The 18953-nt window shown below is 44.1% G+C and carries 17 protein-coding genes and 1 riboswitch; of the genes, 15 read left to right on the top strand and 2 right to left on the bottom strand.

Annotated features, from left to right (window positions below):
- Nucleotides 1-68 precede the first annotated feature (68 nt).
- From FPZ44_RS03085 to FPZ44_RS03105, 5 genes are all read left to right on the top strand, one after another.
- A complete protein-coding gene (locus FPZ44_RS03085; RefSeq protein ID WP_144987294.1) occupies nucleotides 69-662 on the top strand; it encodes a cob(I)yrinic acid a,c-diamide adenosyltransferase in 594 nt (197 codons plus the stop codon).
- Complete coding sequence (locus FPZ44_RS03090; protein WP_144987296.1) at nucleotides 655-1647, top strand: RluA family pseudouridine synthase; 993 nt, start codon at nucleotides 655-657, stop codon at nucleotides 1645-1647. The genes FPZ44_RS03085 and FPZ44_RS03090 overlap by 8 nt, the downstream gene beginning before the upstream one ends.
- Before the next feature lie 65 nt (nucleotides 1648-1712).
- On the top strand, nucleotides 1713-2069 hold the full coding sequence (locus FPZ44_RS03095) for an arsenate reductase family protein (RefSeq protein ID WP_144987298.1): 357 nt from the start codon (nucleotides 1713-1715) through the stop codon (nucleotides 2067-2069).
- 215 nt (nucleotides 2070-2284) lie between these two features.
- On the top strand, nucleotides 2285-3181 hold the full coding sequence (locus tag FPZ44_RS03100; RefSeq protein WP_261378186.1) for a 5'-3' exonuclease: 897 nt from the start codon (nucleotides 2285-2287) through the stop codon (nucleotides 3179-3181).
- Between the two features lie 104 nt (nucleotides 3182-3285).
- Nucleotides 3286-4452 (top strand): phosphodiester glycosidase family protein, encoded by a 1167-nt coding sequence (locus tag FPZ44_RS03105; RefSeq protein ID WP_144987300.1) that lies wholly within the window; start codon nucleotides 3286-3288, stop codon nucleotides 4450-4452.
- A gap of 156 nt (nucleotides 4453-4608) precedes the next feature.
- Here FPZ44_RS03105 and FPZ44_RS03110 read toward each other — a convergent pair whose 3' ends face one another.
- The gene (locus FPZ44_RS03110) at nucleotides 4609-4905 is read right to left on the bottom strand and encodes a DUF3055 domain-containing protein (protein WP_144987302.1); all 297 of its coding nucleotides are present in this window, start codon (nucleotides 4903-4905) and stop codon (nucleotides 4609-4611) included.
- Between the two features lie 262 nt (nucleotides 4906-5167).
- Here FPZ44_RS03110 and FPZ44_RS03115 point away from each other — a divergent pair, with 262 nt between their 5' ends.
- Complete coding sequence (locus FPZ44_RS03115) at nucleotides 5168-6244, top strand: HRDC domain-containing protein (protein ID WP_144987304.1); 1077 nt, start codon at nucleotides 5168-5170, stop codon at nucleotides 6242-6244.
- A 128-nt stretch (nucleotides 6245-6372) separates the two neighbouring features.
- Here the strand turns inward: FPZ44_RS03115 and corA are convergent, their stop codons facing one another.
- A complete protein-coding gene (corA, locus tag FPZ44_RS03120) occupies nucleotides 6373-7308 on the bottom strand; it encodes a magnesium/cobalt transporter CorA (RefSeq protein WP_144991655.1) in 936 nt (311 codons plus the stop codon).
- A gap of 546 nt (nucleotides 7309-7854) precedes the next feature.
- Nucleotides 7855-7988: riboswitch (SAM riboswitch) on the top strand.
- A gap of 148 nt (nucleotides 7989-8136) precedes the next feature.
- Here corA and metA point away from each other — a divergent pair.
- The 9 genes from metA (at nucleotide 8137) to liaF (ending at nucleotide 18951) form a co-directional block, all read left to right on the top strand.
- Entirely contained in the window at nucleotides 8137-9081 is a 945-nt protein-coding gene (metA, locus tag FPZ44_RS03125) for a homoserine O-acetyltransferase MetA (RefSeq protein WP_144987306.1), read from the top strand.
- A complete protein-coding gene (locus tag FPZ44_RS03130) occupies nucleotides 9078-10307 on the top strand; it encodes an aminotransferase class I/II-fold pyridoxal phosphate-dependent enzyme (protein WP_144987308.1) in 1230 nt (409 codons plus the stop codon). Before metA ends, FPZ44_RS03130 begins: the two co-directional genes overlap by 4 nt.
- A gap of 2 nt (nucleotides 10308-10309) precedes the next feature.
- Nucleotides 10310-11467 (top strand): trans-sulfuration enzyme family protein, encoded by a 1158-nt coding sequence (locus FPZ44_RS03135; RefSeq protein WP_144987310.1) that lies wholly within the window; start codon nucleotides 10310-10312, stop codon nucleotides 11465-11467.
- A gap of 256 nt (nucleotides 11468-11723) precedes the next feature.
- Complete coding sequence (gene mqnC, locus FPZ44_RS03140; RefSeq protein WP_144987312.1) at nucleotides 11724-12866, top strand: cyclic dehypoxanthinyl futalosine synthase; 1143 nt, start codon at nucleotides 11724-11726, stop codon at nucleotides 12864-12866.
- Nucleotides 12867-13011: 145 nt separating this feature from the next.
- Nucleotides 13012-13938, top strand: a complete 927-nt coding sequence (gene ytxC / locus FPZ44_RS03145; protein ID WP_144987314.1) for a putative sporulation protein YtxC — start codon at nucleotides 13012-13014, stop codon at nucleotides 13936-13938.
- Nucleotides 13939-14381: 443 nt separating this feature from the next.
- Nucleotides 14382-16346, top strand: a complete 1965-nt coding sequence (gene thrS / locus FPZ44_RS03150) for a threonine--tRNA ligase (protein WP_144987316.1) — start codon at nucleotides 14382-14384, stop codon at nucleotides 16344-16346.
- Between the two features lie 201 nt (nucleotides 16347-16547).
- Nucleotides 16548-17294, top strand: a complete 747-nt coding sequence (locus FPZ44_RS03155; RefSeq protein WP_261378187.1) for a 3D domain-containing protein — start codon at nucleotides 16548-16550, stop codon at nucleotides 17292-17294.
- Between the two features lie 138 nt (nucleotides 17295-17432).
- Nucleotides 17433-17606, top strand: coding sequence for a gamma-type small acid-soluble spore protein (locus FPZ44_RS03160; protein WP_144987317.1), 174 nt, complete (start codon nucleotides 17433-17435; stop codon nucleotides 17604-17606).
- A gap of 238 nt (nucleotides 17607-17844) precedes the next feature.
- Nucleotides 17845-18951 (top strand): cell wall-active antibiotics response protein LiaF, encoded by a 1107-nt coding sequence (liaF, locus tag FPZ44_RS03165; protein WP_144987320.1) that lies wholly within the window; start codon nucleotides 17845-17847, stop codon nucleotides 18949-18951.
- The last annotated feature ends 2 nt before the right edge of the window (nucleotides 18952-18953 follow it).

Consider the following 18953-nt stretch of genomic DNA (forward strand, 5'->3'; position numbering starts at 1 on the left):
TAAAGATTCATTTATAAGTTTACTGTTACTGTTACTGTGACAACCAAGGAGAGCAAGGAGCTGATCGGATGAATATTTATACACGAACGGGTGACAAAGGACTAACGGCCCTAAAGGGTGGGCGCGTAGCCAAGGATCATATCCGAGTACATACGTATGGAGAATTAGATGAACTGAATGCATTTACTGCAGTTGCACATGCAGCTTGCAATGATGAACGATTGCATGGGCTTCGTGAACAATTGCTGCAAATCCAGCATGAGTTGTTTGACTGTGGATCGGATCTTGCCTTTGCTGATGAGTCTCAAGGGAAAGCTGTGTTCAAAGTTACTTCGCAGATGGTGACGAATCTAGAGAAGTGGATTGATCAGCATGAGGCAGACAATGCTCCTTTGACGCGATTTATTTTGCCAGGAGGTCATCCAGCAGCAGCTGCACTTCATGTGTGTCGGACAGTATGCAGACGTGCGGAACGCAGCATTGTGACATTGTCTCATCAGGAGTCTATCCATCAAGAAGTACTGAAGTATGTGAATCGCTTGTCTGATTATTTCTTTACAGCGGCTCGACGAGCAAATGGATTGATGGAAGTAGAAGATGTGGAATATGCAAGGAGTGCTCACGTATTTCGCAGCCGAGTGGAGAAGGAGCAGCATGAGTAATTATTTCGATGAGAAGCATGGTGACAATCGTACAGAGGAACTTTCAGATGTACAGCCTGAGACATGGGATGCTGCCGAGCTAACCTATTGTGTCTCTGAAGAGGAAGCAGGTATTATGCTCCGCACGGTGCTTCTTTCCCGCTTAAATATGTCAAGACGGCTTATCACGCGCTTGAAGCGGGTCGAGGGAGGGCTAACGGTAAATGGAAGCTCTACCTACGGTCATAAGCCGCTGCAGGCAGGAGATGTCGTTCGCGTACGTATTGCAGAACCTCAAGTGGAAAGCATCCAGCCTGAGCCGATACCTATTGAGGTCATTTTTGAAGATCAAGATATTCTTGTCGTTCATAAGCCGCCACATCTGGTTGTGCATCCTACGTACGGTTTTCCAAACGGCACGTTAGCAAATGGCATCGTCCATTATTGGCGTAGCCGAGGTGAGCAGACACGTTTTCGACCTGTGCATCGATTGGATCAGGAAACATCGGGTGTATTACTTATCGCAAAGCATGCTTACGCTCATCAGCAATTGTCCGAGCAGTTACAGCGAGGAGACGTATTTAAGCGTTATGTTGCCTATGTAGAAGGAGCTCCCCAACCACCGGAAGGGACTGTCCATGCCCCTATTGATCGTAATCCAGAGGAGCGTCATTTGCGAATTGTCACACCTGAAGGGTATCCGTCAACGACTCATTACGAGACCATTGCTAGTTATCATGGCAAGGCGGCAAAGATTAAATGTGTGCTAGAGACCGGACGAACGCACCAAATCCGTGTTCATATGCAGCATATTGGCTGCCCGCTCATTGGGGATAAATTTTATAACCCAGACGCGAATTTGCGTACATCAATGAAGCGCCATGCCTTACATGCAGCAGAGCTTCATTTCTATCATCCGATGACCGGCGAACGAGTATGTTTTACGGCACCGCTGCCATCGGATTTGGCTCAATTGGAGCAGGAGCTAGAAAAGGGACTGGAATAGTAACGTGGACAACTAATGAAATGTAATAGATAACCGTATGAGCACATTTGAGAGGAGAATGAACCGTGGATTTAACTATTTATGAATATTCTAAATGCAGTACATGCCGCAAAGCCGTAAAATGGCTCAAGGATCAAGGCCATAACGTCAAGCAAATTCCAATTGTAGAAGAGCCTCCTACGGTTCAGGAGTTGGAGAAACTTGTAGCCAGCAGTGGCTTGGAACTTAAGAAATGGTTTAACACGTCTGGTGAGGTATACAAAGCGTTGCAATTGAAGGACAAGCTGCCGGGGATGTCAGTTGAAGAACAGCTTAAGCTATTGTCGGAAAATGGAAAGCTGTTGAAGCGTCCTATTGTTACGGATGGCCAGAAGACAACGATTGGCTTTAAAGAAGAGCAATATGCGGAAGCCTGGTCATAATAGTAAAATAGTGATGATAGTAAGTGTAATTGTATAGGTATATTGGCAACATCCTCTATCGGATCGAGCAGGGTACCTATGTTATACTAATTGAGTTGAATGCATAGTAACAGAGCAAGCAGCCTTTAGGCTGCTGCCGCAATAGCAGTAGTTGGACAATCATCTACTCATGCAGAAACAAATGCAACCACAGTAGAGAGGAGCCGCCTACAACGATGAATGCAAATGAAATGAATGAACAAAGACCTTCCCTGCTTCTAGTCGACGGGATGGCTTTATTATTTAGAGCTTATTATGCGACAGCCTATGGCGGATCAATACGTCGCATGCAAGATGGCACAGCTACGAATGCTGTCTTCGGTTTTATGCGCTATTTCTGGGACGCTGTACAGCGTTTTGAACCGACACATATCGCTTGTTGTTGGGATTTAAGCAGCAAGACGTTCCGTTCAGAGCAATTTACCGATTATAAAGCGAATCGTCCAGAATGTCCTGATGATCTTGTGCCGCAGTTCCAACTTATTCGAGATGTGATGGATTCCTTCGGTATTCCTAATATCTCTCGTGAAGGTTATGAGGCTGACGATTGTATTGGTACGCTGGCTCGTCAGTATCGTGAACAATTCAATGTGATGGTATTGACAGGTGACCAGGATATGCTGCAGTTGGTTCATGAATATACAAAAGTAATCATTATGAAAAAAGGACAAGGCAACTATGCCGTGTATAGCCCTGATTACTTAATGGAGGAGCGCCAACTGACATCCGAGCAAGTGATTGATGTGAAGGCACTCATGGGTGATCCATCAGACAACTATCCCGGTGTACGAGGCATCGGAGAGAAGACGGCCATGAAGCTTATTCAACAGTATGGAAGCATTGAAGGCATACTGGAGAATTTGTCTGAGTTGGCTAAAGGGGTTCGAACGAAGATTGAAGCTGATATTGAAATGATGCATCTGTCTCGTTCCTTAGCTCGTATTGAATGCGATGTTCCACTGCAATGTGAAATTGAATCCTGTCTTTTCGAGCCTAATCGAGATCAAGTTGGAACGATGTTCGAGCGTTTGGAAATGAAAAACATGATTTCTTATTTGGGTATGACCTCTTAATACATGAGGTACTTTATAAAGACAGCACATTTTGGAAGACATGTGCTGTCTTTTTGTTTATACTATATGTACATATGAGTATATACTTGGAAGGTAGAGATGAAATGCACAAGGAAACGTCTAATCGTAAACATCGCGTACTTAAATCAATAACTATGGTAGCGGCACTAACGATGCTGCTCGTGCCGGGTATGAATGCGTATGCAGTTCCCCTAGCAACCAGCAATATTGGAGGGCAAGTTGCAAGCCCTGCTGCCATCGCTAGTAAACCTAAATTAGCTGCACCACGCGTATCCTCTAAGTCTGTTAAGGTTGGAAGTCGTTCGATCCCAGTACAGACGGTACATGTTCCTAAAGGCTATGTGCCTGTTGCTGCATTTGGTAAAGGAAAGTATGGGGCAGCTGCCAGCTTGAATGAAATGATGCGCAATCATCAAGCAGTTGCAGGTATTAATGCGACTTTCTTTGAAGCGTACAATGGCGCACCTGAGCCATGGGGTACGGTTATCATTAACGGTCGTATCGAGCATGTGGGCAACCACGGAACTACAATTGGATTCCGAAAAGATGGATCTGTCTTGATGGACACGCTGCGGATTAAATTGCGTGGAACCGTTACGAATGAGAAGACGGCGCGTGAGCAAGGCTGGTATGCTTATTTCGTCAATCGGACACCAGCTAAAAATAGCTCTTTAGCCATAATGTTTACGCCTATGCGGGGTTCTCATCTCGGATTTGCTTATGGCAATGCGGTTACCGTTCGCAATGGGCAAGTAACTTCGGTGACTAGCGGACAAAATGTTCCGATCCCTAAAGATGGTTATGTACTCGTCTATACAGGTAAAGAGAAGAAGATGGCGGAGCGTTTCAAGAAAGGCGACAAAGTAACACAAGCCTTCGAATATACGAACAAAGACGGACAAGCAATTGACTGGCAAGACGTTCAGACCGCGGTAGGAGCAGGGCCTCGTTTAGTGAAAGATGGCCGTGTCGCGCTTCAACCAGCGGCAGAAGGTTTCCAGCAAGACAAAATACTTACCTTGTCCGCTACTCGAAGCGGGATTGGCATTATGCCAGATGGTTCGATTATGCTTGCGACAACAGGCAGTGCTACGATGAAGCAGTGGGCTGAAGTATGGAAGCAGCTTGGTGCTAAGCAGGCGATGAACTTGGATGGGGGAGCTTCAACAGGTTTATATGCAAACAATAAAGTGATTACTTCACCAGGAAGACTGCTCAGCAATGTACTCCTGTTTAAACAACCTAAATAACAAATGGATTGGGTAAAGAGCCTAGTCGCGCTAGAAGTGATGCAAGTATAACTACTCCATCATTTCCAAGGCGATTAGGCTCTTGTTATGTTCGTATAGTGGTGTTAAACATAGCAGTGCTGTACATATGTTACATATGCCGTACAACGCCAGAGATTAATCTGTAAAATGTGCTTCTCCTACGACGAGTGTTAAGAATCTGCGCAAATCTTCTGCTGCATCATCTTCAAGGCGATAAAATGATTCTAAATAACCTTCCTCTTCAAGGTCGTCTTGTCCAAGAATAGCGGTCAATCCTGATTGGAGATCAGTTACAAGCTTCTTGCCGTAGAAGCGGCTTGTTGTTGTGACTGCTAAATCAAAACGATGCATGCTTTCACCGATGAACGTGACAAAGCGGGTGGATGTATTTTCGGTAAAGTCTGATAAGAAATCCAATGGCTCAGCACTCATAAGGTTGGTACCTCCTCATTCTCAATACGTTACATCATAGCACAAGCAGAGTTGAATAGGGAATCTTCGTGGGTTAGATAGATTGAGATCATTGACAGTAATAATGCGATTGCCTATAATGGAAATAAATTCATAACCGGAATGAGGAAGCACCTCTTTTATGTCTGACGACATGGGAGAGGTGCTTCTTTTTTTTGTGTATCATTCCTTCGTTGTGATGTGTTACGAATGACATATTATTAGGATGAAAAGGAGAATGAACATGATTATTGTGTGGATGTCGCGTTTAGAAAAGACGGAAGTGTCCGGACAAGTACAGAGCGGTTTAGTTACAGTTGGCGAAGAAGAAGGAAAGTGGCTTGTTTTATGGGAACAAGACGGAGAGTGGACTCATCACACAGAGGATGCCAATTCTACTTGGTACGAAGGCGAAATATGGGCAGAAATGTGCGCAGCGCTAAGACGCGGTGTGGCTAGCTTAATGCGCAAAGGCTATCAGCCAACACTTGGATTTACGCCAGATACGCAGCAGCATGAACGTCGGATGAAGGAGCGCAACGAATGGATTCATTGCTTTGGCGATCTCAATGTAGATGATGAGCTGTATCATAAGCTAGTGCAGTGGCGCAAAGAAGTGGCTTCTTCCATTCGCCGTGCCCCATACTGGATTACGACGAATCGTATGCTAAGGCTTGTGAGTGCATTCGTACCGCAAACACTTGAAGAGCTAAAGCAACTTCCTGGTTTTGGAGAGGCGAAAGTTCATGCCTATGGCGAAGCCATTCTTGCGATTACTGCACCGGTTCCACGCAGGACGACTTTCCCATTGGATTGGGTAAGTGCAGCGGTAGGTCCTGCGGCATTTCTGCAGTGGGTATATCAGCAGGAAGAACAGAAGATGTCGGGCGAATTAAATCGTCTTGTAGATAAACGAACGCTAATTGAAGCTGTTCAGCTGAAATTGGAGCCCGAAGTAATGATGGAACGTTTAAATGTTGATCGTCGAGAGTTGCTTGTTCGTATCGAAGCATTGTCCGAAGAAGGGTATGATATGATGTCATATGCCGATCATGTACTGAGCGAGATCGATGCTGAGACGCGCAGTCGGATTGAAGATTCGCTGCAAGAGATGGGGATGGATTATTTGAAACCGATCTATATTCAAATATTTGGTCAAGAAGCGTTAAAGGAAGTCTCTGCAGTTATTCAACGACGCTACGAATATATTCGACTCATCCGTATGCAGGTACGCAATCTTGGTCGTACGGAACAAGGCTCCACGCGACAGCGACACAATTCTACGAAGTTGCGAATGGATGTTGAAGCGAAGGCCGTATAGTGCTTTAGTAATTATTATGACTTCTTATGAAACGAGAATATGAGCGAATCGAAATGAAATGTTACATAGCACATTTACTATTCCAACTATACAAAAAAGCCCGCGTTATCGCGGGCATTGTCCATTTATTAGAGCCAGTCTTTCTTTTTGAACCAGACCAACATGATGGTCCCTAACATGAACATAAATCCAATTAGGAACACGGCCCCATATTTATAATGAATAAATGGGATATTATCGAAGTTCATTCCGTATATACCGGTAATGAACGTCAGTGGCATGAATATCGTCGTCATTGCTGTAAATACACGCATGATTTCATTCGCGCGGTTAGCAATGCTGGATTGATAAGATTCTCGTAAGTTAGCCATTAAGTCGCGGAACGTATCGAATGTTTCGGCAACTTTAACTGCATCTTCATAAATATCTCTAAAATATTTCTGCAAGTTATCATCAATTAAACGCAAATCTTTGCGGTAAAGAACGAGCAAAAGTTCCTTCTGAGGTGCTAATTCTTTCTTCACCCACAATATTTCGCTACGCAGACTGATGATTTCGTTCAAATGCGATTTTTTAGCATTGACGAGCACTTCTTCTTCCAAGTTCTCGATCTTTGCTTCAATCCGATCAGCAACTTTGAAGTAGCTATCTACAACTGTATCTATAACAAGATATAGCATCCGGTCAGCCGAGCTTACTTCCTGTTCCCACAAGAGAGGCTTAACTGTGCGGAGTTCGTTAATTTTTTGTTTGGTGATGGTAATGATATAGTGCTTGCCCAAAAATATATTCAATGCGCGAAGAAATATTTCTTCATCGTCAAATCGAATGCTGTTGATCACGATAAAATAATGGCCTTCATAAATTTCCATCTTCGGGCGCTGTTCTTCATCATTTAGACAGTCCTCTACAGCCAAGTCGTGCATTTGAAATAACGGCTGGAGTATGACAAGGTCATCCAAATCCGCATCAATCCAATAAAAACCTTCTTCTGGTGCGGTTAATGTGGTATGAATGTCATCAATTGGTGTAAATATACCTTCGTTGACGAGACGAATCTTCATCATAATCACTCCTTCTTGCCACCTTGCATTGGTAGCTTGTGTCGTCTTGTACTTGACGATTCACCAGAGTGATGTCGGCCCGTTCGTCTTGCCTTCGCTTAATTACAGACATTACATCTAATCAATGCATGAGAGAAACCAGACTAAGCATAAAGGTGACACAAACATAATGTGCCCACGAACATTGGACGACAACCGTGAGCAAAAGCAACACGTCCTCGTCGAATCGTCATATTCGGTTGTCCGTAATCGCGACAGCTCATCCTCGGGTCGCCTTCCATGCGAACTCACCTCTGCTATTTGTGTCTTTCCTCTTATTTGTGCAAATTGCACTTGTCTAGTATATACGGCTTGATTGCCTTGTTTCAAGAACCAAACAATAGACATATACGTATATTTCGTTACGATCAAGCTATTGAATTCCATAAGTAGACAGTACTACTGTATGTTTTTTTGCGATTTTTGGTTCTTCCCCCTTGACGGAATCATTTCCCATGCCTTAAATTATTACCAAGTCCACATGAAGACAATTCCATAACATATGCAATCTTATCAAGAGTAGGTGGAGGGACAAGCCCGATGATACCCGGCAACCGGCGTTAGCTTATGCGAAGCGCAACGGTGCTAATTCTTGCAGGATACCGATGTTCGTAGACATTGGTCGTTCTGAGAGATGAGAGAGGCGCTAGTATGTATAAGTCGCGACCTTTCTCAATTTGAGAAAGGTCTTTTTTGTTTCATTACCACCGTGACTTCTCCTCTAAACAGATTGTGCTAAACATGGTGTCCAAGATGAGGGACGACATATCGATGTAGGAGGTTTTCGTTATGCCAATTAAGGTTCCTGATCATTTGCCGGCTAAAGAAATTTTGTCCCAAGAGAATATTTTTGTGATGGATGAGACACGTGCTTATCAACAAGATATTCGACCTCTAAAGATTATCATTTTGAATTTGATGCCAACTAAAGAAACGACGGAGACGCAGCTGTTGCGACTAATTGGAAATACTCCTTTGCAAGTCGATGTTACACTGCTCCATCCGGCAACACATACTTCTAAAAATACATCCGCTGAGCATTTAACATCGTTTTACAAAACATTTGAAGATATACAAGATGAGTTATTCGACGGTTTAGTGATTACGGGAGCTCCAGTCGAACAATTGGAATTTCATGAAGTGACGTATTGGCAGGAGCTATGCAAGATCATGGAATGGTCTAAACATCATGTGACATCGACACTGCACATATGTTGGGCTTCTCAAGCAGGCTTGTATTACCACTTTGGTGTTCCTAAGCATCCGTTGGAGAAGAAGTGTTTCGGTGTATTCTATCATACGCTTTGTAAGCAAAATACTCGTCTTACTCGCGGCTTCGACGAACAGTTCCTCGTGCCGCAATCTCGTCATACGGAAGTCCGTGTAGAGGATATGGAGAAAGCGCCAGGCTTGGAGATCATATCTACGTCCGAAGAAGCCGGGGTATATTTGGCGGCTAGCAAAGACGGCAAGCAAGTTTTCGTTACAGGTCATTCCGAATATGACGCGGAGACGTTGAAATGGGAATATGACCGTGATATTCAAAAAGGCATGGAAATGGATGTTCCGGTCAACTATTATCCAAATGACGATCCAACTAAGCGTCCTTATTCTACTTGGAGAGCACATGCGAATTTGTTGTTCTCAAATTGGTTGAACTATTATGTCTACCAAGAGACACCATTCCAACTTGGTACGGCAGCTGATCGGATGGAAGGAGCGGGAGCAAAATGATTGAACGTGATGAGAAGGAATATAAAATTGAAAGTCAATTAGCGCAAATAGGCTCTATATCAGAGCCGAAGACAGGTGCGGTAACTTATCCGATTTATCATGCGACAGCATATCGTCATCCTCGTCTTGGTCAAAGTACAGGATTTGACTATACGCGTACAAAAAATCCGACTCGTTCCGTACTTGAGGATGCGGCAGCATTGTTAGAGCGTGGAGATGCAGGCTTTGCCTGTAGTTCGGGCATGGCGGCGCTTCAAACCGTCTTTGCCCTTTTCAGCCAAGGCGATCATTTGATCGTCTCTCTAGATTTATACGGAGGAACGTATCGCTTGCTGGAGCGCATTATGAAGCGCTTTGGTGTGGACGCTTCTTATGTAGATACAAATGATATCGAAGCTATGGAAGCTGTGCGTACGCCAGCTACGAAGGCGGTTCTGATCGAGACGCCTACGAATCCATTGATGATGATTACCGATGTTGAAGCCGTTGCTAAATGGGCGAAGTCCCACAACTTGCTGACGATCGTAGATAATACATTACTAACACCATTTTTCCAACGTCCATTAGAGCTAGGGGCTGATATTGTCGTACATAGCGCGACGAAATATTTGGGCGGACATAATGATGTGCTGGCAGGATTAATTGTAACCAAGGGCAAGGAACTATCGGAGGAGATGGCGTTCCTGCACAACTCAATCGGGGCTTCATTAAGCCCTGCTGATTCCTATCAGCTTATGCGTGGTATGAAGACGCTTGCCATTCGTATGGAGCGACATGAATACAATGCGACAAGATTAGCAGTTTGGCTTCGTGACCATGAATCTGTTGAGGCGGTATACTATCCAGCATTGGAAGATCATCCTGGTTATGAGATCCAGCAGCGTCAATCGTCAGGCAATACGGGGATCTTCTCTTTCCGTTTACAAGATGCTCGTTATGTAGAGCCTATTTTGCGTCATATTCGTTTGATTGCTTTCGCAGAGAGTCTAGGTGGGGTGGAATCTTTGATGACATACCCGGCTGTTCAAACACATGCCGACATCCCGCAAGAAATTCGCGAAGCCATTGGTGTGGATGATCGTTTACTACGTTTCTCTGTTGGTATTGAGCATGTAGATGACCTTATTGCGGATCTCGACCAGGCATTGAGCAAAGCGAAGGTAGAAATCGCTGAGCTTGACGCAGCTGCTGTACAAGAACCTGTTGCTGAAGGAAAAGGGGTGTAGGTATGAGCCGCGATCACAATCAATTTTCTACGAAGCTCATTCACTTTGGCAAAGAAGTTTGCGAACATACAGGTGCATCAAGCGTGCCGATTTATCAAGCGAGCACGTTCCATCATGAAGATATATTTAATCCTCCTGCTCATGATTATTCACGTTCGGGTAATCCGACACGCGAAGCGTTGGAAGGATATATTGCCTTATTAGAAGGTGGTACACGTGGATTCGCATTTGCATCTGGTATGGCGGCCATTTCTTCCACGCTGCTGCTGTTGTCGGCTGGAGATCACGTGATCGTGACAGAAGATGTTTATGGCGGTACCTATCGTTTGCTAACCTCAATTCTGAATCGGATGCAAATTGAAACGACATTTGTGGATATGACGGATCTAAATCAAGTGGAAGCCGCCTATCGTCCAAATACAAAGGCGATTTATATGGAAACGCCATCTAATCCTACATTGAAAATAACGGATATTGCCGCTGTTACCGCATGGGCGAAGTCGAAAGGATTGTTGACGCTGCTCGATAATACCTTTATGACGCCGTACCATCAACGTCCAATTGAGCATGGGGTCGATATTGTTCTTCATAGTGCAACCAAATTCCTTGGCGGACATAGTGATGTACTAGCAGGGCTGGCGGTGACGAACGATGAAGAACTAGGGAAGCGTGTAAAAATGCTGCAAAATGGTCTTGGTACCGTCTTAGGTGTTCAAGACAGCTGGTTGCTTATGCGCGGTATGAAGACGCTTGAAGCTCGTATGCGTCATAGCGAGGTAAGCGCAGGCAAGCTAGCGCAATGGCTAAGTGAACGGGATGATATCGCGCAAGTATTCTATCCTGGATTAGCGAATCATCCAGGACGTGAAATTCACGAGCGTCAATCGCTTGGCTATGGCGCAGTTGTTTCGTTTGATGTCGGCTCTGGCGAGCGTGCGAAGCAAGTGCTCAATGCCGTACAGATTCCGCTTGTAGCGGTTAGCCTTGGAGCTGTGGAAAGCATTTTGTCTTATCCGGCTATGATGTCACATGCCGCTATGCCGCCGCATGTACGAGCGGAAAGAGGAATTACAGACGGAGTTTTGCGCTTCTCTGTGGGTCTGGAACATATTGATGATCTACTTGCAGATTTGGAGCAAGCTTTGTCGTTATCCAGATAAAACAAATTGAATACAGCCCCTCCGACCCTTTTATATATGGCAAAGTTGACACCAAAATGACGTTTTGCAGGGAGCTGGAGGGGTATTTTTATGAAGAAAACTATGATAGGATGAAGGAAAGGCAGGCTTGGTTTATGGAATCGAAATAGACCCGCGAGATCAGGGTCATATACCAACCTGCATGTTAACATTCATGTTCGGCAGATTGTTTCTGTCGTCTCCGTACATCCTAACATGAGAGGAAGTGACGGTAACGATGAGTTCATCGATTGACCGCATTTTAGACAAGGCTTTGCGCGGCGAACGCATAAATTCGGATGAGTGTGTCACGCTGTTTGAATCCGACCAAATAGAGAAGATGGGCTACGCAGCCAATAAAATCATGGAGAAGTGGCATCCAGATCCAATTACAACTTTTGTTATTGGACGGAATATTAACTACACGAACGTGTGTGATGTTTTTTGCCGCTTCTGTGCGTTCTATCGCTCACCGAAGTCGGGTGAAGGATATGTACTTCCTGATGAAGTTATTTTCCAAAAGATTCAAGAAACAATTGACGTTGGTGGAACTGAGATATTAATGCAGGGTGGAACGAACCCGAATCTGCCGTTCTCGTATTATACGGACTTGCTTAAAGAGATCAAAGTTCGTTTCCCGAATATTACGATGCATTCCTTCTCTCCTGCTGAGATTATGAAGATGAAGGAAGTATCTAATGGGCTGTCATTAGAAGAAGTCGTTCGACAAATTCATGAGGCTGGTCTTGATTCCTTGCCTGGTGGTGGTGCTGAAATTCTTGATGACCGCACACGTCGCAAGATTAGTCGTCTAAAAGGCTCGTGGCGTGACTGGATGGATGTCATGCAGACTGCGCATCGAGAAGGCATGAATACAACCGCTACGATGGTTATCGGATTTGGTGAATCCATGGAAGAGCGCGCACTTCACTTGGAGCGGGTGCGCATTGCACAAGATGAATGCTTGGATCAGAAATATCCTTCTAAAGGATTCCTTGCTTTCATTCCTTGGACATTCCAGCCAGACAATACGAACATGAAGGCAGAACGTGTGAGTCCGGAAGAATATTTGAAAACATTGGCGATCAGCCGCTTGTTCTTGGATAATATTCCAAACTTCCAGTCCTCCTGGGTAACAATGGGGCCTGAGATTGGTAAGAAGACATTGAGCTTCGGCTGTAATGACTTCGGCAGCACGATGATCGAAGAAAATGTTGTATCTGCAGCAGGTGCCACTCATAAAGTAAATATTGAGAGTATTCTTCGTCTTATTCGTGAGGCAGGCAAAATTCCAGCGCAGCGTAATACGAAGTATGATATATTGCGTGTGTTTGAAGAAGGCGTAACGAATGTTGAGCGCGATTTTGTTATGCAGAACTAATTAGATTATTTAAATTTAATATCCTAAGGTCTTCCAGATTGATTTCTGGGAGGCCTTTTTTAATTTGGTTATACTGCCAGAACCCTCTTCGTATATCTCTCTGTTCCCCCCCATATACTGATAAGGAACAGAAAGGAGTGAGTTCATGGAACTGTTCACCATCATCATTCCCCGTGCTGACAATCATGAGCCGCAGCAATTAAACGGCTTGCTACAACAGGAACTGGGCGATTTACATACACATCCACAAGCTGTATTGATCGAGGAGGGAGGGCAGTCTTCTTCTTTAGATTGGATTACGTGCAGAGGAGTGCTTCCTGGGTTTCAGTTGTCTAACCAAGGAGAGCAAGTATGGCAGAGTGCAGCACAAGCGGTAGCGGAATATGTATTGACTGTAAAAGAGGAACCGCTCGTTCGTTCCATCATTCGAAAAGTAAAGCAGCTTGACGACTCAGAACACGATAAAATACAAGACTATTGCATGCATTTGCTAAATGGTGCTGAAGATATCGGCGGACGAGAATCCAGGCATCGTCGCAAAGCTAAACTTGTTCGTATGATCCAAGCATACTTGTCTGAGCACACGACATTGCATTTGGATGGGTTTATACGATTTCGGCTGGAGAGCTACTTGTCCGAGCTCCGGGAAGTTGTGGAATATGCAGTAGATGAGTTTATTTTGGAGCGGCAATATCAAGAATTTATCAGTTTATTGAAATATTTTGTGTATATACAGGATACCAAAATTCCGCTTGCTCATCTTATGCATAAAGGCGGGCATGAATTTGAGCTGATGAATGAGAAATGGGAGCCGCTTGAGCCTGTGCATGTCGTTGAAGGTATGATTGTGGAAATGCTTGATGGTGATATGGAAATGGAGGATATGATTGTGAGCACGCTCATTAACGTATCCCCGGGACGAATTGTCATCCATACGAGTGATGCAGAGTCTCAAGTGATTAAGACGATTCAGCAAATATTTGAAGCAAGAGTCGATGTATGCGAATTTTGCAGTTCGTGCCAGGCGTTCTTTGTTGCAGATAAAGGCTTAACACTTGACCTAGCAGATTGAATCACATATAATATCGGATATTAATACGTTATAGCGTTGACGAAGACATGAATGCGGAATGGAACCGTACAGAGAGAAGGATCAAGGCTGCAAATCCTTTCGGCACACATCTACATTTACCACTTCTGAGCTTTGAGCGGGAACTTGATGGACTGAACATTTTCACATCTTCAGTTATGCATCAGTAGTAACGTTCGACGGTTCATTTCCGATATCAAATGACTCAAGGACAGCAAATGGTTGCATTGTATTGTTTTTAGTACAGAGTGCTGATGTTGTTGAATGAGGGTGGAACCACGGGTATATAACAACACTCGTCCCTTTTATGGGATGGGTGTTTTTTTGTGTGCTCATGAGGGTTAACATGTACAGTAGTCAATGTTGTGGAGCAGTGTCGGTTATCTATACTGTTTTAACAACTCATCAATAAGGGGGATATAAAGATGTCTATCGTAAAAGTAACACTTCCTGATGGTTCTGTGCGTGAATATGCACAAGGAAGCACAATTGAAGATGTGGCTGCTTCCATTAGCAGCGGATTGAAGAAAAATGCAGTCGCTGGTAAATTGGACGGCAAAGTTGTTGATTTGTACACTGCAATCGAAGCAGATGCAGCAGTAGAGATTATTATGCCTGAGTCTGCAGAAGGACTAGAAGTGATTCGTCACAGTACAGCGCACTTGATGGCTCAAGCGATTAAGCGTTTGTACAAAGATGCGAATGTGAAGCTAGGTATCGGTCCTGTTATTGAAGATGGTTTCTACTACGATATCGATATGGACATTTCGTTGACGCCTGAAGACTTGCAGAAGATTGAAAAGGAAATGGATCGTATCGTTTCTGAGAATTTGCCAATTCGCCGCCGCGTTGTTTCCCGTGAAGAAGCGCTTCGTATTTATGAGGAGCTAGGTGACAACTTGAAACTTGAGTTGATTAATGACCTGCCAGCAGATTCCGAAATTACGATTTACGATCAAGGCGAGTTCTTTGATTTGTGCCGTGGATCTCACGTACCATCTACAAGCAAGTTGAAAGTGTTCAAATTGTTGAATCTTGCTGGTGCATACTGGCGCGGAGATTCCAAGAACAAAATGCTTCAGCGTATCTACGGTACTGCTTTCCCGAAGAAAGCTCAATTGGATGAGTACTTGCGCCTTCTGGAAGAAGCGAAGAAACGTGACCATCGTAAGCTTGGTAAAGAACTTAAAATCTTTACATTCTCTCGTGAAGTTGGACAAGGTCTTCCGATCTGGCTGCCGAATGGTGCGACATTGCGCCGTACAATGGAGCGTTACATCGTAGATATGGAAGAGCGTCTGGGCTACAGCCACGTCTACACGCCAGTATTGGCGAATGTAGAATTGTACAAAATCTCTGGTCACTGGGAGCACTACAGTGAAGATATGTTCCCTAAAATGACGATGGATAATGAAGAGCTTGTGCTTCGCCCGATGAACTGTCCTCACCATATGATGGTGTACAAGAGCGAGCCGCACAGCTATCGTGAATTGCCGATCCGTGTTGCAGAGTTGGGTACGATGCATCGCTATGAAATGTCCGGAGCTTTGACTGGTTTGCACCGTGTGCGTGCAATGACGTTGAATGATGCACATATTTTCTGTCGTCCAGATCAAATTAAAGAAGAATTTGCTCGTGTTGTACAGTTGATCCAACGCGTTTATAAAGATTTCGGTATTGAAGAATATCGTTTCCGTCTTTCCTACCGTGATCCACAAGATACAGAGAAGTATTTCCAAGATGATGCTATGTGGGAAATGTCCCAACGCATGCTTCGTGAAGTAGTAGAAGAGCTTGGTTTGCCATTCTATGAGGCAGAAGGTGAAGCTGCGTTCTACGGTCCGAAGCTGGACGTACAGATCAAGACAGCACTAGGTAAAGAAGAGACGCTTTCGACAGCTCAGCTCGACTTCTTGCTTCCTGAGCGCTTCGAGCTTGAGTATGTAGGGGAAGACGGCAACAAGCATCGTCCTGTCGTTATCCACCGCGGTATCATTAGTACAATGGAGCGTATGACTGCGTTCTTGCTTGAGAACTTCGCAGGTTCCTTGCCGCTTTGGCTTGCTCCTATTCAAGCAAAAGTAATTCCTGTATCACCAACGTATGAAGCGTATGCGAAAGAAGTTGCAGAGCAAATGCGTGAAGCTGGCATTCGCGTAGATGCAGATCTGCGCAATGAGAAGCTGGGGTACAAAATCCGTGAAGCGCAGCTTGAAAAAGTGACGTATATGCTCGTTGTTGGTGAAAATGAGAAGAACGAAGGAGCTGTATCCGTACGTAAGCGCGGTGAAGGCGATCTTGGTGTCATGTCCATTCAAGCAGCGGTTGAGCAGCTTCAAGACGAGATTCGTCGTCGCGTACTGCCAACTGTTCCAACAGAAGAGAAGTAAGTTGAATATATACCCGTCCTATGTTTTTATAGGGCGGGTTTTATTTTTTTCGTCCCATGCATAAATGTTCACGTCATAGGAAATCCTTCCGATTAAAGAAGTGTATAACCATTTGTTTACAACTAGAGTTATATGCTGGATCTTACAATAGTTTCGATTCTTTAATCTATATCAACAAGACGGAGTGACAGCAGCGTGAAGATGAAGAAATGGTTATGCTGGGTCGCAGTAATGGCGACGATCATGTTAGCTATAACATTTAGTTGGGAAGGACAAGTAGAAGCTCAACTGGGGACGATGCCAATAGGGGCATATAGCGATTGGAGCTGGAATACGCAGTTCATCAAGTCGATGGCGGAACATCGTCTAGGCACGATACAAATGCGAATTCAGTCATTTACATCTAAACCTGATGCGGGTGCAAAAGTAGTTGCATCTGAAGGCGTAGATAAGAAAGAAATGAGTAATAAACAGAGCAGCAAGACGGCAACGACTGCTGCAGTTGTTTTTGCAGATAAACTGCTCGCCCCACAGCAAGAGCAAGTACTCAGTGCGATGACCGTAACGGCGACTGGCTATACGGCTGGGATTGAATCTACGGGTAAGCTGCCAGGTCATCCATCGTATGGTATAACCTATTCTGGCGTAAAGGTGCGCCGTGGCTATGTATCAACGATAGCCGCTGACCTAGGTATATTCCCGTTAGGCTCCATCTTGTATATACCTGGGTATGGATATGGCATTGTGGCGGATATAGGCGGTAAAATTAAGGGCCCCCATATTGATCTTTACTTCGACACAACCAAACAGGTATATAAGCAATGGGGTAAGAAGAACGTAGAGGTTCAAGTGATTCGTAAAGGAAATGGAAAGGTAACAGAGCATATGATTGATGAATTAAATACAGCTGTTATGAAAAATAAACGATTAACAAAGTTGAATATGTAATTCATGTCAGTCGATTGCGTAGCGCATAATGCGGGATTGCTGATCGCATAATATGTGATGTGGAAACGAGATGTTTCCTTCATATACTTTGCAATCTTCATCAGGGATGAAGATTCGAGCCGCAGGAGGTGAAATGCGATGAGCAACCATAACCAAAAGAACAAGTTTGGTGCATCTTCTTCTCAAAATCAACAACAACAACAGAACAACTTTGATGCTGAGTTTGCAGCAGAAGCAGGTGCTGGTGTGGCAGGTACAGCTGGTGCTGCTGGTAAAGCAGCGAAAGGCCAATCCCAAAAAGCACAACAGTAACATCGCGTGAAACCGTTAAAAGCGGCAGAAGAAGGCAATCATGCTGGTCACAGCAGATTGCCTTCTTTTTCGTGCTTAATCAAATAAATGTGAATGCGGCGATAATCATCTCAGTCTCTAGACCGAGATAAAGTTCAACCTCTCGGATCTGTTACAAGTATTGGAACTGCTATACAATACAAATATCGAACAAGTTCATTTGCAGTGAATGGGCTGCAATAAGAAATGAGGGATAAAGATGTCAGGCAACAAAGGACGCTGGATTGGCGGGTCAATGCTTGTTACTGTTGGCGTACTGTTTATGCTGCAGCAATGGGGTTTCTTGCATTTTAATATCGGAGATCTCGTATCTATATTTTGGCCGCTTATTTTATTGTTTGTTGGAGTCAGCATGCTCGTGAGCGGTACTTGGGCAGGTTTGATTGTTCTAGGTATTGGCGGTTTCTTTTTACTATCGAATTTAGGAATTATCCACATGTCGCTCGGTGAAGCCATTCGAAGAGCGTTTCCCCTGATTATTATAGCGGTAGGGCTTATTGTTCTCTTTGGTGTTAAGGGTAAATTTAAAACATCCAAACATAAAGAGCCAGAATGGAATCCGTCTACGAAATCTACAGAATGGAAGAAGCCTGAATACGAAGATCCATTTGCCGATTATGTCAAAAACTTAAACGCTGAGCAGAATCCAATTTCTAATGATGTAGAAGGAAATAAAGAGCATGGAGGAGTAAAGCACGTTAAGATTAACATACCAAAGCATCCCAAGCCCCCTACGCCACCGCATTATACGTCTTTTAGTAAAAAGAATAAATATGATGACGATTTAGATCTTGATTTTGATTTGGGTGATGAAGATGATGATTACGATTACGACGATGATGATTACAGTGGCCAAGGCGATTATGATTACAAAACATATAAGAAGAAACTAAAGCATTCTGCTAAGAAATTGAAAAAGAAAAAAGACGAAATTGAAAAATCATGCTTTATCGGGGATATTCATTTAGGCCATGATTACTGGGAGCTGCGTCCATCTAGTTTAGCGAACTTTATTGGGGATACGATTATCGATCTGACGAAGGCGCAAGTACCTTATGGAAAAACGAGTATAAATGTAAGCAGCTTCATCGGTGATGTGAAAGTGTATGTGCCCAACGATATAGAGTTAGGTGTGTTTGTATCTTCACATTCATTCTTGGGAGATATGAAAGTGTTCGATCAGAAGTACTCCGGCTTTATGCGCGATCTCGAAGCCAAAACACCATTTTTTCACGAATCCAGCAAAAAAGTGCTTATTGAAGTAAATAGCTTTATTGGTGATGTAAAAGTGATAAGGGTGGGCTAAAG

The sequence above is a fragment of the Paenibacillus agilis genome (assembly GCF_007786455.1).
GTDB classification, from domain to species: domain Bacteria; phylum Bacillota; class Bacilli; order Paenibacillales; family Paenibacillaceae; genus Paenibacillus_B; species Paenibacillus_B agilis.

What these genes read in the sequence shown, in the direction of transcription:
- FPZ44_RS03100 (WP_261378186.1), top strand. Translation starts at nt 2,285, where the DNA reads ATGAATGCAAATGAAATGAATGAACAAAGACCTTCCCTGCTTCTAGTC.
- FPZ44_RS03160 (WP_144987317.1), top strand. Translation starts at nt 17,433, where the DNA reads ATGAGCAACCATAACCAAAAGAACAAGTTTGGTGCATCTTCTTCTCAA.
- mqnC (WP_144987312.1), top strand. Translation starts at nt 11,724, where the DNA reads ATGAGTTCATCGATTGACCGCATTTTAGACAAGGCTTTGCGCGGCGAA.
- liaF (WP_144987320.1), top strand. Translation starts at nt 17,845, where the DNA reads ATGTCAGGCAACAAAGGACGCTGGATTGGCGGGTCAATGCTTGTTACT.
- FPZ44_RS03115 (WP_144987304.1), top strand. Translation starts at nt 5,168, where the DNA reads ATGATTATTGTGTGGATGTCGCGTTTAGAAAAGACGGAAGTGTCCGGA.
- FPZ44_RS03110 (WP_144987302.1), bottom strand. Translation starts at nt 4,905, where the DNA reads ATGAGTGCTGAGCCATTGGATTTCTTATCAGACTTTACCGAAAATACA.
- metA (WP_144987306.1), top strand. Translation starts at nt 8,137, where the DNA reads ATGCCAATTAAGGTTCCTGATCATTTGCCGGCTAAAGAAATTTTGTCC.
- corA (WP_144991655.1), bottom strand. Translation starts at nt 7,308, where the DNA reads ATGAAGATTCGTCTCGTCAACGAAGGTATATTTACACCAATTGATGAC.
- FPZ44_RS03130 (WP_144987308.1), top strand. Translation starts at nt 9,078, where the DNA reads ATGATTGAACGTGATGAGAAGGAATATAAAATTGAAAGTCAATTAGCG.
- FPZ44_RS03090 (WP_144987296.1), top strand. Translation starts at nt 655, where the DNA reads ATGAGTAATTATTTCGATGAGAAGCATGGTGACAATCGTACAGAGGAA.
- ytxC (WP_144987314.1), top strand. Translation starts at nt 13,012, where the DNA reads ATGGAACTGTTCACCATCATCATTCCCCGTGCTGACAATCATGAGCCG.
- FPZ44_RS03105 (WP_144987300.1), top strand. Translation starts at nt 3,286, where the DNA reads ATGCACAAGGAAACGTCTAATCGTAAACATCGCGTACTTAAATCAATA.
- FPZ44_RS03155 (WP_261378187.1), top strand. Translation starts at nt 16,548, where the DNA reads ATGAAGAAATGGTTATGCTGGGTCGCAGTAATGGCGACGATCATGTTA.
- thrS (WP_144987316.1), top strand. Translation starts at nt 14,382, where the DNA reads ATGTCTATCGTAAAAGTAACACTTCCTGATGGTTCTGTGCGTGAATAT.
- FPZ44_RS03085 (WP_144987294.1), top strand. Translation starts at nt 69, where the DNA reads ATGAATATTTATACACGAACGGGTGACAAAGGACTAACGGCCCTAAAG.
- FPZ44_RS03135 (WP_144987310.1), top strand. Translation starts at nt 10,310, where the DNA reads ATGAGCCGCGATCACAATCAATTTTCTACGAAGCTCATTCACTTTGGC.